We start from the raw sequence: 12175 nt of genomic DNA, 5'->3' as shown, positions 1-12175 counted from the left end.
CCGCCCCGGCGCCTGGCCCCGCACGCTACTTTGTGGTGCTGGCCGCGCCGCAAAGCCAGGCCCCTGGCTGGCTGGTGCAGGCCCAGGCGGCCGACCGGCTGCGCCTGGTGCCGCTGGGCACCGATGTGGTGCCGGCCGAGAAATCCCTGCAGTTCTGGACCAAGGCCGATGGCTGGAGCGCCCCGGTATCGCTGGGTCTCGTCAAACCGGGTGAGGCGATTGAGGTGCCCGTCGACAAGCTGCCACCGCTGCAGCCCAACCAGCTGTTTGAGCTGACTTTGGAGCCCGCAGGCGGATCGCCGATTGGCAAGCCGACGGGGCCGATCCAGTTCATCGGCCGGGCGGTGCAGATTTAGCCGCTGTCACCAAACACCAAGGGGCCCGTTCATGGAACGGGCCCCTTTGTTGTGGTTGCTGTGATTCCGCCCGAGGGCCGCGATCCGCTTTAGTGGTTGTTCGCGCCTCGGTGCGCCCATGCGGTGGTCCGCTTTTCTACCAAGCTGAACAGCTCGTACATCACCATCGCCATCGCGCCCACCACCAAGAGGCCCGCAAAGGCCAGGCCCATTTGCATCGATGAGCCGGCGGAGATCAGCAGGTAGCCAATGCCTTCGTTGGCGGCGGTCATCTCGGACACAGTGGTGCCGACAAAGGCCAGGGTGATGGCAACCTTGAGCGAGCCGTAGAAGTAGGGCAGCGAGCGGGGCAGGCCGACCTTGATCAGCACATCCCAGCGTTTGGCGCCGAGTACGCGCAAGACGTCTTCCAGCTCCGGCTCCAAGGTGGCCAGGCCGGTGGCGATGTTGACCATGATGGGGAAGAAGCTGATCAGAAACGCGGTGAGGATGGCCGGGCCAATGCCGATGCCAAACCAGACCACAAGGATGGGCACAAAGGCGGCCTTGGGCAGCGCGTTGAAGGCGGTCATCAGCGGGTAGACGGCGGCATAGGCCAGGCGCGAGCTGCCAATCAAAAAGCCCAGCAACACGCCGACGACGATGGCGACGCCAAAGCCGGCCATCGTCACCCAGAAGGTGCGCCAGGCGTGTGCGGCGATGACGGCGTGGAACTCCAGAAACTGCTGCCAGATCAGCAAGGGGCTGGGGAAGATGAACTCCGACACCTGGAAGGCCGAGCAGATGATTTGCCAGACGATGACCACGGCAGCCAGCAGCAGCCAGGGCGACCAGCGTTCGAGCTTGGGGTTGTTGAGCTTGTACATAGGGGGTGGGGCCTGGGCGCTTACTGGTTGATCACGGTGCCGGTCTTGCGCATGGCGCCGATGTGGCCGCGCAGCTCATGCACGATGTCGCTGAACTCCTTGGTGTAGGTCAGCTCCAGATCGCGCGGGCGGGGGATGTCGATATCGCGGCGCACCACAAAGCGGCCGGGGCTCTTGCTCATCACATAGATGGAGTCGGCCAGGAACACCGATTCGCGCAGGTCATGCGTGACGAGGATGACGTTGAACTGCTGCTCGGCATGCAGATCGCGCAAAATGCACCAGAGCTCTTCGCGGGTGAAGGCATCGAGGGCGCCAAAGGGCTCGTCGAGCAGCAGCATCTTGGGTTCATGGATCAGCGCGCGGCAGATGCTGGCGCGCTGCTGCATACCGCCCGACAGCTCCCAGGGGAACTTGTCCTCATAGCCCGCGAGGCCCACCTTTTGCAGCAGGCGGCGGGCGCGCTCTTCGTACTCCTGGCGCCGGGCCTTGAACTGGCTGCGGTGCGGCTCGACGATCTCCAGCGGCAGCAGCACATTGTCGACCGTGGTACGCCAGGGCAAGAGCGATGGCGACTGGAAGGCCATGCCCGATATCTTGAGCGGGCCGGTGACGGGCTGGCCATCGATGCGGATCTTGCCAATGCTGGGCATGCGCAGGCCGGTGGCCAGCTTCATGAAGGTGGATTTGCCGCAGCCCGAGGGGCCGACGATGGCGATGAACTCGCCACGGCGCACTTGCAGGTCAATGGCTTCGACGGCGAATTGGTTCTTGGCTTGCAACTCGTCGTTGTAAGCCAGCCAGACATCACGAAACTCAACAAAGGCAGGGTCTTGGAGGGAGGCCGTCATAGGGTGCAATCGTCTTCAAAAGGGCAGGGCGCAAGCTGCGCCCTGCAGGCGGCGGGATCAGCGCTTGGGGAGGATGTCCAGCTCGGCAGCGCTGGGCAGAAAGCTGCCGTTCCAGACGGCTTGGGCGGGCACGGGGTTCTTGGTTTCGTAGGCCTTGGCAACCTGCTCGGCCATCAGACCCAGGCGCTCGGGGCGCAGCTGGCCAAAGCCTTCTTCGCGGGCGCCCTTACTGTCGATAGCGGTGTCGATGGTGAGCTTGAGGCGTTTGACTTCCAGCGGCACATTGACCAGGCCATCCTTGGCCTTGAGGGAGGCAATGGCGGCCTGCGGATCGGCAATCGCCTCCTTGGCGCCTTTCGCAAACGCCTTGAGGAAGGCGCGCACCGCCTCGGGCTTCTCGGCAATCAGCTTGGGGCTGGCGATGATGACATTGCCGTACAGCTGCACGCCGTGGGTGGCGTAGGGCAGCACCACCACGTCCTCGGCCTTGATGCCACGTGCCTCCAGGTTGAGCAGGCTGGTGAAGGTGTAGCCGGTGACGGCATCCAGATCGCCGCGCACCAGCATGGTTTCGCGCAGCGGTGGGTCCATCGTCGTCCACTGCACGGCGCCCACGCCATTGGCCTGCGCAAAGATCGGGAAGGTGCGGCGGCCAGCGTCAAAAATCGGCGCGCCCATCTTCTTGCCGGTCAGGTCGCTGGCCTTGGTGATGCCGGATTTCTTCAGCGCCATCACCGATGCCGGCGTGGTGTTGTAGATCACCATGATGGCCACCGGCTTGATTGGCGCATCGGGGTTGTTGGCATGGAACTCCATCAGCGCGGCCAGGTCGGCAAAGCCCAGGTCATGCGTGCCCGAGGCCACGCGCTGGATCGCACCCGCGCCGCTTGCTGCTTCCACCGTCACATCCAGACCAGCCTGCTTGAAGTAGCCCTTTTGCTCGGGGTGCACAAAGAGGGCGGCCGGGCCTTCAAAGCGCCAGTCGAGCTGGAACTTGAGCGGCGTCAGCGGCTGGGCCAGGGCGCTGCAGGTGCTGGCGGCGGCCAGCAGGGCGATGGAGGCGTGGAGGAAGCTGCGTTTTTTCACGGGATGGTCTCGTCAGGTGGTGGGGGCAAACGGGGTAAAGGAGGGTTGGGATGGCTTACTTTTTGGGGAGCACATCCAGCACGGCGGCAGGCGGCAGAAAGCTGCCGTTCCAGACGTCTTCGGCCTTGACGCGGGTCTTGGTGCCATAGGCGTCGGAGACCTGGGCGGCCATCAGGCTCAGGCGGCTGCTGTTGAGGCGGCCAAAGCCTTCCTTGCGGGCATCGGCGCTGTTGATGACGGTGTCGATCGCCAGCTGCAGGCGGCGCGTCTCCAGCGCCACATTGGCGATGCCATCACGCGCCTTGACGGACTGGATCGCCTGGGCCGGGTTGGCGATCACGCCCTTGGCGCCCTGGGCGAAGGCGGTCAAAAACTTCTTGATCGCCTCGGGCCGCTCCTGGATCATCTTGGGGCTGGCGATGATCACGTTGCCGTAGAGCTTGACGCCATAGTCGGCGTACTGCATCACCACCACATCGCTGGCCTTGGCGCCGCGCGCCTCCAGGTTCAGCAGGCTGGTAAAGGTAAAGCCGGTGATGGCATCGACATCGCCGCGCACCAGCATGGTTTCGCGCAGGGGCGGGTCCATGGCGGTCCAGGCCACGTTGCTCACACCATTGGCCTTTTCAAAAATGGGGAAGGCCTTGCGGCCGGCATCGAACACCGGCGCGCCCAGCTTTTTGCCAGCCAGATCGGCGGGGGTTTTGATGCCCGACTTTTTGAGCGCCATCACCGAGGCTGGCGTGTTGTTGTAGACCACCATGACCGCGACCGGCTTGTTGGGCGCATCGGGGTTGTTGGCATGGAACTCCATCACCGAGGCCAGGTCGGCAAAGCCCATGTCATAGGTGCCCGATGCCACGCGCTGCACGGCACCGCCCGAGCCATTGCCGGCATCCACCGTCACATCCAGGCCCTGGGCCTTGAACAGGCCTTGCGCGACTGGCTGCAGGAAGAAAGCGGCTGGCCCTTCAAAGCGCCAGTCGAGCTGGAACTTGATGGGCGTATCTGCCGCCTGGGCCGCACCCCAGGACAGCGCCAGAGCGGCGACGGTGGTCTTCAGAAAACTGCGCTTGTGCATGGGGAGCCTCCGATGTTGCATACAAGGTCGTTTGCAAGATCGGTGCCAGTTTGTAAGCCCCTGTATTGGCAGGTGCTGTTGCACCAGGCTGGTGCAAATGCAAGGTGTTGGATGCGCGTGTATGCACGCACTGATGCAGGGCCGCGCATCTGCTTGGTGCAGCTTGTATACATGCTTGGTCGGCTACTGGGGCGCTGGCGGCCCGGCATGGCAATTGCAAGCAAAATGCGCCATTCAGACGATGAGAAAGCGCCCATGACCGAGATCGACTTTGCCCAGCTGGGCACCTATGAACGCTACAAGCTGATGGCCAGCCTGATCGTGCCGCGCCCCATAGCCTTGGTGACGACCCTGGGGGCAGACGGCACCGTCAACGCCGCGCCTTTCAGCATGTTCAATATGATGGGCGAGGACCCACCGGTGGTGATGCTGAGCGTGAACAAGCTGCAGGACACGGCGCAAAAGGACACTGCCACCAATATCCTGCGCGACAAGGAGTTTGTGGTGCACATCGCCGACGAAGCCATGGCCGCCGCGATGCACCGCTGCGGCGACCGCCTGGCCCCGCACGAGAGCGAGCTGGACCACACGGGCCTGACAGCCACCCCCTCCCAAAGCGTGCGCCCCCCACGCATCGTGCAAGCCCCCGTCGCCTTTGAGTGCGTGCTGCACGAAACCCTGGAAACCGCGAGCCGCTATGTCTTTATCGGCCGTGTGCAATGGCTGGCCGTGCGCGACGGCCTGGTCGACACCGAAAAATGGCGCGTGCGCCTGCAGGAGTTCTTCCCCGTCGGGCGCTTTGGCGCGAGCTTCTACATCAACTGCCGGGAGCGCTTTGCGATTGAGGCGGGGGAAGGGCTCGCTGGGGCGCAGGGCAGCGCTGCAAGTACGGCGATTGATGAGATGTGAGGGGGCTGTGGGGATAGACTAGGTCACCCAACCGGCCGCCATCAATACAGCTGGCCAAGGCAATGCAAAAGGCGTGTCATGTTGCCCAGCGAGAACAAAGTGGGTAGGACACTCTTAAAAATCGCCGAAGTATGAACCGTCCTTTATCCACTTCCGAAATGTCGCTCATCCGCTGGATGCTGGAGAACGGCGTGCCCGAAGCCAACGCATTCCTTCCCCAGCTTCAGCACTTGCAAGTCACTCCTTCGCGTTGTCCTTGCGGCTGCGCCACCCTTTGCTTCCAGTTGATCGATCACGACCCAGCGCCTCCTGGCGTGGGTATTCTGGGAGATTTCTTCTTTGACGACGCGGGTCTGGTTGCTGGCGTATTCCTGTATCAGAGCGACGGCCTGCTCAGCGGGCTAGAGGTTTATGGGCTTGAAGGCGAAGCGCCCAGACATCTTCCCTCTGAACTCATGCTTCGATCTATTGCCTGATATCTGCTCGGTGTCTTATGAGGTCTGCGATGGACCAAGCCTGCAAAGGCAGCGAGGTTCTTCGCAAACGGGATCTGGCAGTCGTTCCACAGCGCTCGGGTCTCCACTCCCTCAAGGCAAATTCTCCCGAAAAATAACCTGACTCCGCACAATGTCCACCGCCGTCATCGTGTCGAGCTGGTCGCGCAGATTGCTGAACATGCGGATGCAGCTCATGATGATGCCCAGGTGGCTTTGGGTGATGACGGCGTCCATGGTGCCGTTGATCAGCAGGGCGCGGGTGTCGGGGGTGAGGCCGTGGCCGATGAGGACGACCTGGTGTTCGCGGCCAGCTTCCTGCAGCGCGCGGCCCACCCCATCCGATGAACCACCGATGTTGTAGATGCCGGCGATATGCGGGTGGCGCTGCAACAGCTCCTTGGTTTGCTGGTAGTTGCGGGATGAGTCGTCATAGCTCTCGCGCAGGCCCAGGATCTGCATGTCGGGAAACTGCTCGGCATGCAGTTGCAGAAAACCGCCCTCGCGCTCCTCATGCGCCAGGTAGCTGCGCGATCCTGCGATCAGTGCGATTTGCGCATCGCGGCGCTGGCTGCCGATAAAGCGGGCCAGCAGGTAGGCGGCGGTGCGGCCGGCGGCCCGGTTGTCCAGCCCCACATAGGCAATGCGGGCGCTGTTGTCCAGGTCCGAGATGACGGTCAAGGTCGGCACACCCCGGTCGGCGAGTTGCTGCACCGCTTCGCGCACCGCTGGGTGCTCGATGGCCATAAAGGCGATGCCCTGCACCCTTTTGCCCAGGCGTAGCAAGCTGGCGGCCAGCGCTTCGGGGTTGAAGCTCTCGACATATTCCACCTGGCATTTGACGTTGAAGGGCGCCTGGTGGCTTTCTGAAAAACCAATGGTGTCGCCCAGCATGCGCAGGTAGGGGTTCTGCCCTTGGGGCAGCACAAAGGCCAGCTTCCACGGCGCAGATTGGGGCGTGGCATCGGCCAGGGCATCGGGCAGGTAGCCCAGCGCCTGCGCGGCCTGGCGCACCTTCTGCACGGTGATGGGGCGCACGCCGGGGCGCTGGTTCAGCACCCGGTCGGCGGTCGCGGTGGAGACGCCCGCCAGGGCGGCCACGGTTTTGAGCGTGAGACGCTGCGGGGACATTGCTGGGTGGCTAGGCATCAGAAAACATCAGATTCAATCATTTTGTGCGTTTGACTATAGCAAGTCGTTTGCATATCTTCCAGTATGAGATCTGTGCCATTACATCAATTCAAATCAAATATTAGGAGACAAGCATGACCGAACTCAGCCGCCGTTCCCTCATCAAGGGACTGACTGCCTTGCCTGCCGCGGGCATGGTGTCGGGCTTTCCATTGATCGCCCGTGCGGCCGAGTTCTCGCTCAAATACGGCAACAACCTGCCGCTCAGCCACCCGCTTAACGTCCGCGCGCAAGAGGCGGCCGACCGCATCCGCAAGGAAACCAATGGCCGTGTGGAAATGGCCATTTATCCCAACAACCAATTGGGTGGTGACACCGACATGCTGGCGCAGGTGCGCTCGGGCGGTATCGATTTCTTCACGCCGTCGGCGCTGGTGATTGCGACCCTGGTGCCGGCAGCGGCCATCAACGCGGTGGGCTTTGCGTTTACCAACTACGACCAGGTCTGGAAGGCGATGGATGGCCCGCTGGGCGCGATGGTGCGGGCCGAGATTGCCAAGCGCAAGCTCTATGCATTCGACAAGATGTGGGACAACGGTTTCCGCCAGACCACCAGCAGCAAGGGCGCGGTGCAAAGTGCCAAGGACATGGATGGCCTCAAGATCCGTGTTCCGGTGAGCCCGATGCCGATTGCGATGTTCAAGGGCCTGGGCGCGGCGCCGGCCAGCCTGCAGTTCTCTGAGGTGTATTCGTCGCTGCAGACGCGGATTGTGGATGCGCAGGAGAACCCGCTGCCCATCATCCAGGTGGCCAAGCTCTACGAGGTGCAGAAGTTCTGCTCGCTGACCAACCATATCTGGGACGGCTACTGGTTCATTGCCAATGGCCGCATGTGGGAGAGCCTGCCAGCCGAGCTGAAGAAGATCGTGGCCACGGCGATCAACGATGCCGGCATGGCGCAGCGTGCGGATATCAGCCAGCTCAATGCCTCGGTGCAGGCCGATCTGGCCAGCAAGGGCCTGCAGTTCAACCAGCCCGATGCGGAGAGCTTTCGCGCGGCGCTGCGCAGCTCGGGCTTTTACAAGGATTGGCAAGGCCGCTTTGGCAAGGACGTGTGGAGCCTGCTCGAAGGCGCCGTTGGCAAGCTCGCTTGAGCGCTGCCTGATTCACCGTTCTGAACAAGAGCATTGCCATGTCCCACCCTGCAACCCCCGCGCTGGCGGGGCTCTCTCCTGCGCCGCCCGACAACGCCTTGGCCTCGCTGGCCCGTGGCGTTGACCGTGGCCTGGGCGCCATTGTCGAGACGGCAGCCGCCGCCTTGGTGCTGGCCGAAATCATCGTGCTGTTTGCCGGCGTGGTGGCACGCTATGTGTTCCACCAGCCGCTGGTCTGGTCCGATGAGCTGGCCTCGCTGATGTTTCTGTGGCTGTCCATGCTGGGCGCCGTGGTGGCGCTGCGCCGGGGTGAGCACATGCGCATGACGGCCTTTATCAACAATGTGCGGCCAGGCCTGCGCGCGGCGCTGGAGGCCTTTGCGCTGGCCGCGTCGCTGGCCTTTTTGCTGATGGTGCTGGGCCCCGCCTACGAGTATGCGGAGGAAGAGGCCTTTATCACCACGCCGGCGATGGAGCTGAGCAATGCCTGGCGGGCCGCTGCGCTGCCGGTGGGCATGGGGCTGATGGCCGTGGTGGCCCTGCTGCGCCTCATGACGCAGACGACCTGGCAAAAGGCGCTGGCGGCCGTGGCCATGGTGGCTGCGCTGGTGCTGCTGTTCTGGCTGTGCCAGCCGCTGTTCAAGAGCCTGGGCAAGTTCAACCTGGTGATCTTTTTTGTGCTGGTGGTGGCGGGCACGGTGTTTGCCGGTGTGCCGATTGCGTTCTCGTTTGCGCTGGCCACCTTTGGCTATCTGGCGCTGACCACGCGCACACCGCTGGTGGTGATGGTGGGCAGGCTGGATGAGGGCATGTCGCACCTGATCATGCTGGCGGTGCCGATGTTCATTTTTCTGGGCTCGCTGATCGAGATGACCGGCATGGCCAAGGCGATGATCCAGTTTCTGGCCAGTCTGCTGGGCCGCGTGCGCGGGGGCCTTTCCTATGTGCTGATTGGCGCGATGTACCTGGTCTCGGGCATTTCCGGATCGAAGGTGGCGGACATGGCCGCCATTGCGCCGGTGCTCTTCCCCGAGATGAAAAAGCGCGGCGCCAAGGAGGGCGATCTGGTCGCGCTGCTGTCGGCTACCGGCGCGCAGACCGAGACCATTCCGCCGTCCATCGTGCTGATCACGATTGGCTCGGTCACCGGCATATCGATTGCCGCGCTGTTTACCGGCGGCATGCTGCCCGCCGTGGTGCTGGGCGCTGCGCTGTGCTGCGTCGTGTGGTGGCGTTACCGCAAAGAGGATCTGAGCGGTGTGGAGCGCTTCAGCGGCAAGCAGATTGGCCGCCTGCTGGTGATCGCGCTGCCGGCGCTGGCCTTGCCCTTTGTGATCCGCGCCGCCGTGGTGGAGGGCATTGCGACGGCGACCGAGGTGTCCACCATCGGCGTGGTCTATTCGGTGCTGGTGGGCCTGTTCATCTACCGCTGTTTTGACTGGCGGCGCCTCAAGCCCATGCTGGTCGAGACCGCTTCGCTGTCGGGCGCGATCATGCTGATTGTCGGCTGCGCCACCGGCATGGCCTGGGGACTGACGCAGTCGGGCTTCTCGTCGGACCTGGCCAAGGCGATGACCAGCATGCCCGGCGGCAGCTGGGGGTTCCTGGCGATCTCCATCGTCTGCTTCATCGTGCTGGGCAGTGTGCTCGAAGGCATCCCCGCCATCGTGCTGTTTGGCCCGCTTCTCTTCCCCATCGCCAAGGAGGTGGGCGTGCACGAGGTGCATTACGCGATGGTCGTCATCTTTGCGATGGGCATTGGCCTGTTTGCGCCGCCCTTTGGTGTGGGCTACTACGGCGCCTGCGCGATCAGCAAGGTCAACCCCAACGAGGGCATTCGGCCCATCGGCGGCTACATGCTGGCGCTGTTCGTCGGGCTGCTCTTTGTGGCAGCCATTCCCTGGATTTCTACCGGATTTTTATAAGCGGACTGCTGCCCCAGGGCCCACCCGACCAGCTTCCCGGCCTTGGTCTGCATCGCGTGCGCGCTACGTGAGGCAGCGCCCATGCCACCAACGCAACAACCAACCCTACAACAAACGAAAGACAAGCTATGAGCCGCTTTTTGGGAGAAATCCGCCAGCTGGGCTATGTGGTCGACGACATCGAGGCCGCAATGAAATACTGGAGCGAGACCTTGGGCGTGGGCCCCTGGTTCTACAACCCGCAGGTGCCCATCGAGAACTACCAGTACGCGGGCGAGCGCTACCAGCCCCACAACTCGGTGGCGCTGGCCAACTCGGGCTTTGTGCAGGTGGAGCTGATCCAGGTGCGCAACGATGTGCCGTCGATGTACCGCGACTTTCTGCGCGCCGGCCGCACCGGCCTGCAGCATGTGGCGTACTGGACCACCGATTACGACGCCGATCTGCAGCGCTTGCTGGCGCAGGGCTTCAAGCCGCAGATGAGTGGCGAGGTGGGCAAGAACGGCCGCTTTATCTACTTTGACACCGAGTACCACCCGGGCACGGTGATCGAGCTGTCCGAGGTGATGGGCCCCAAGGGAAAGATGTTTGATCTGATCCGTGCGGCCTCCCAGGACTGGGATGGCCAGAACCCCGTGCGCCCTTTCCCTGACCTCAACACCCTGTGATGCCGGCCCGCCCTGGGCCTGGAAATGCGATGAAATCTACCCATTTTGAAGCCAGCTACCTGATCGAGACGCCGCTGGCGCCCGAGGCCGTGGCCGAGGTGATGGCCGGTGAGCAATCCTGCGGCACCTTCACCCGCGTGGCCGGCGAGACCGATGACCTGCGGGCGCGCGCGCGTGCCCAGGTGCTGCAGGTGCAGCCGCTGGGCACGGTGGAGCGGCCCAGCCTGCCCAATGCCTGGCTGGAGCGCCAAGGCTATGGCGCGGGCGCCAACTGGCAGCGTGCCCGCGTGCGCATTGCCTTCCCCATCGCCAACGTGGGCGCGAACCTGCCCACCTTGGCCGCCACGGTCAGCGGCAATCTGTATGACCTGGGAGAGGTGTCGGGCCTGCGGCTGGAGCGCCTGGACCTGCCGCCGGACTACCGTGACCAGTTCGATCTGCCGACGATGGGCGTGGCCGGCACCCGGCGCAGTATTGGGGCCAGCGCAGGCGCCATGGTGGGCACCATCATCAAGCCGAATGTGGGGCTATCGGCCCAGCAGACGGCCGACCTGGTGCGGCAGCTGTGCGACGCGGGTGTGGACTTTATCAAGGACGATGAGGTATCAGCCAACCCGGCGCATGCACCGCTTGAGGAGCGCATTCCTGCCGTGATGCGCGTGATCCGCGAGCACCGGGAGCGCACCGGCAAATGGGTGATGGTGGCCTTCAACATCACTGATGAGACCAGCGCCATGTTGCGCCATGCGGATCTGGTGCAGCAGGAGGGCGGCAGCTGCGTGATGGCCAGCATCAACTGGTGCGGGCTGTCGGGCATCCAAAGCCTGCGCCGCCACACGCCCTTGGCGCTGCACGCGCACCGCAATGGCTATGGCGCACTGTCGCGCGACCCGATGCTGGGCATGGGCTACCAGGCCTACCAGACCTTGTGGCGCCTGGCCGGGGTGGACCATGTGCATGTGCATGGCCTGCAGGGCAAGTTTGCCCAGCCCGATGCCGAGGTGGTGGAGTCCGCTCAGGACTGCCAGCGGCGCCTGTCTGCCGCGCAGGATGACCGCGTGCTGCCGGCCTTCTCATCGGGCCAGTGGGCGGGCACGGTACCGGCCACCTGGGCGGCGCTGCAGAGCGATGACCTGCTGTTCATGTCCGGCGGCGGCATTTTGGCGCACCCGGATGGGCCTGCGGCTGGCGTGGTGAGCATTCGCCAGGCCTGGGCTGCCGTGCGCGAAGGCAGCAGCCTGGACGACTATGCCTGGCATGCGCCGGAGCTGGCACGTGCGCTACAGTTTTTTGGCAAGCGCGGATAGGCAAGCAATATGCTGGACACCTTGCTGCGCGGCAAGCCCGCTGTCGTCTGGTATGGCGATGACTTTACCGGTGCGACCGACACCCTGGCCACGGTGGCGCAGGCGGGCCTGCGGTCTCTGCTTTTTCTGGATGTGCCGACCGAGGCGCAACGGGCCCAGGCCGGGCCCTTGCAGGCCATTGGCATCGCCGGTGCGGCCCGCAGCCTGCCGCCGGCCGTAATGGCCGAGGTGCTGGCACCGGTGGCGCAGTTCATGGCCGCCAGCGGCGCGCCGCTGCTGCACTACAAATGCTGCTCCACCTTTGACAGCGCCCCGCATGTGGGCAGCATTGGCGCGGCTGTGGCGGG

The 12175-nt window shown here is 63.9% G+C and carries 13 protein-coding genes; 8 read left to right on the top strand and 5 right to left on the bottom strand.

The features are described 5' to 3' along the window. Positions 1-356, top strand: a 356-nt coding sequence (locus tag H928_RS0113880) for an anti-sigma factor domain-containing protein (protein WP_021027058.1), incomplete at its 5' end; no start/stop codon positions are given. A gap of 89 nt (positions 357-445) precedes the next feature. Here the strand turns inward: H928_RS0113880 and H928_RS0113875 are convergent. Genes H928_RS0113875 through H928_RS0113860 form a run of 4 tightly spaced genes read right to left on the bottom strand, consistent with a single transcriptional unit; the run spans position 446 to position 4240 of the window. After that, positions 446-1222, bottom strand: coding sequence for an ABC transporter permease (locus H928_RS0113875; protein ID WP_021027057.1), 777 nt, complete (start codon positions 1220-1222; stop codon positions 446-448). Between the two features lie 20 nt (positions 1223-1242). Continuing rightward, entirely contained in the window at positions 1243-2073 is an 831-nt protein-coding gene (locus H928_RS0113870) for an ABC transporter ATP-binding protein (RefSeq protein WP_021027056.1), read from the bottom strand. A gap of 57 nt (positions 2074-2130) precedes the next feature. Next, a complete protein-coding gene (locus H928_RS0113865) occupies positions 2131-3159 on the bottom strand; it encodes an ABC transporter substrate-binding protein (protein ID WP_021027055.1) in 1029 nt (342 codons plus the stop codon). Positions 3160-3214: 55 nt separating this feature from the next. Next, positions 3215-4240 (bottom strand): ABC transporter substrate-binding protein, encoded by a 1026-nt coding sequence (locus tag H928_RS0113860; RefSeq protein WP_021027054.1) that lies wholly within the window; start codon positions 4238-4240, stop codon positions 3215-3217. Between the two features lie 255 nt (positions 4241-4495). Between H928_RS0113860 and H928_RS0113855 the strand changes: the two genes are divergently transcribed. Beyond that, positions 4496-5149, top strand: coding sequence for a flavin reductase family protein (locus H928_RS0113855; protein WP_027010938.1), 654 nt, complete (start codon positions 4496-4498; stop codon positions 5147-5149). A 131-nt stretch (positions 5150-5280) separates the two neighbouring features. Then, complete coding sequence (locus H928_RS0113850) at positions 5281-5625, top strand: hypothetical protein (RefSeq protein ID WP_148293162.1); 345 nt, start codon at positions 5281-5283, stop codon at positions 5623-5625. Positions 5626-5736: 111 nt separating this feature from the next. On the opposite strand, the gene H928_RS0113845 is transcribed toward H928_RS0113850, so the two are convergent. After that, entirely contained in the window at positions 5737-6774 is a 1038-nt protein-coding gene (locus tag H928_RS0113845) for a LacI family DNA-binding transcriptional regulator (RefSeq protein WP_021027051.1), read from the bottom strand. 134 nt (positions 6775-6908) lie between these two features. Between H928_RS0113845 and H928_RS0113840 the strand changes: the two genes are divergently transcribed. From H928_RS0113840 to H928_RS33385, 5 genes are all read left to right on the top strand, one after another. Further along, positions 6909-7928: a TRAP transporter substrate-binding protein gene (locus H928_RS0113840; RefSeq protein WP_021027050.1), complete on the top strand. Its 1020-nt coding sequence runs from the start codon at positions 6909-6911 to the stop codon at positions 7926-7928. Between the two features lie 38 nt (positions 7929-7966). Then, positions 7967-9853: a TRAP transporter large permease subunit gene (locus H928_RS0113835; RefSeq protein WP_027010937.1), complete on the top strand. Its 1887-nt coding sequence runs from the start codon at positions 7967-7969 to the stop codon at positions 9851-9853. 128 nt (positions 9854-9981) lie between these two features. Continuing rightward, the gene (locus tag H928_RS0113830; RefSeq protein ID WP_021027048.1) at positions 9982-10521 is read left to right on the top strand and encodes a VOC family protein; all 540 of its coding nucleotides are present in this window, start codon (positions 9982-9984) and stop codon (positions 10519-10521) included. Positions 10522-10550: 29 nt separating this feature from the next. Then, a complete protein-coding gene (locus H928_RS0113825) occupies positions 10551-11828 on the top strand; it encodes a ribulose-bisphosphate carboxylase large subunit family protein (protein WP_021027047.1) in 1278 nt (425 codons plus the stop codon). Positions 11829-11837: 9 nt separating this feature from the next. Next, positions 11838-12175: four-carbon acid sugar kinase family protein (locus tag H928_RS33385; protein ID WP_239644965.1), on the top strand; the 338-nt coding region annotated here is incomplete at its 3' end.

Origin of the sequence: Comamonas sp. B-9 (assembly GCF_000410635.1) — a bacterium.
Lineage (GTDB): Bacteria > Pseudomonadota > Gammaproteobacteria > Burkholderiales > Burkholderiaceae_C > Comamonas.
The sequence above is the reverse complement of the archived record's forward strand: the minus strand, read 5'-3'. Positions and strand labels throughout refer to the sequence as shown.

Coding starts and splice junctions, on each gene's coding strand:
- H928_RS0113860 (WP_021027054.1), bottom strand. CDS start 4,240: ATGCACAAGCGCAGTTTTCTGAAGACCACCGTCGCCGCTCTGGCGCTG.
- H928_RS0113845 (WP_021027051.1), bottom strand. CDS start 6,774: ATGTCCCCGCAGCGTCTCACGCTCAAAACCGTGGCCGCCCTGGCGGGC.
- H928_RS0113840 (WP_021027050.1), top strand. CDS start 6,909: ATGACCGAACTCAGCCGCCGTTCCCTCATCAAGGGACTGACTGCCTTG.
- H928_RS0113835 (WP_027010937.1), top strand. CDS start 7,967: ATGTCCCACCCTGCAACCCCCGCGCTGGCGGGGCTCTCTCCTGCGCCG.
- H928_RS0113870 (WP_021027056.1), bottom strand. CDS start 2,073: ATGACGGCCTCCCTCCAAGACCCTGCCTTTGTTGAGTTTCGTGATGTC.
- H928_RS0113875 (WP_021027057.1), bottom strand. CDS start 1,222: ATGTACAAGCTCAACAACCCCAAGCTCGAACGCTGGTCGCCCTGGCTG.
- H928_RS0113830 (WP_021027048.1), top strand. CDS start 9,982: ATGAGCCGCTTTTTGGGAGAAATCCGCCAGCTGGGCTATGTGGTCGAC.
- H928_RS0113850 (WP_148293162.1), top strand. CDS start 5,281: ATGAACCGTCCTTTATCCACTTCCGAAATGTCGCTCATCCGCTGGATG.
- H928_RS0113855 (WP_027010938.1), top strand. CDS start 4,496: ATGACCGAGATCGACTTTGCCCAGCTGGGCACCTATGAACGCTACAAG.
- H928_RS0113825 (WP_021027047.1), top strand. CDS start 10,551: ATGAAATCTACCCATTTTGAAGCCAGCTACCTGATCGAGACGCCGCTG.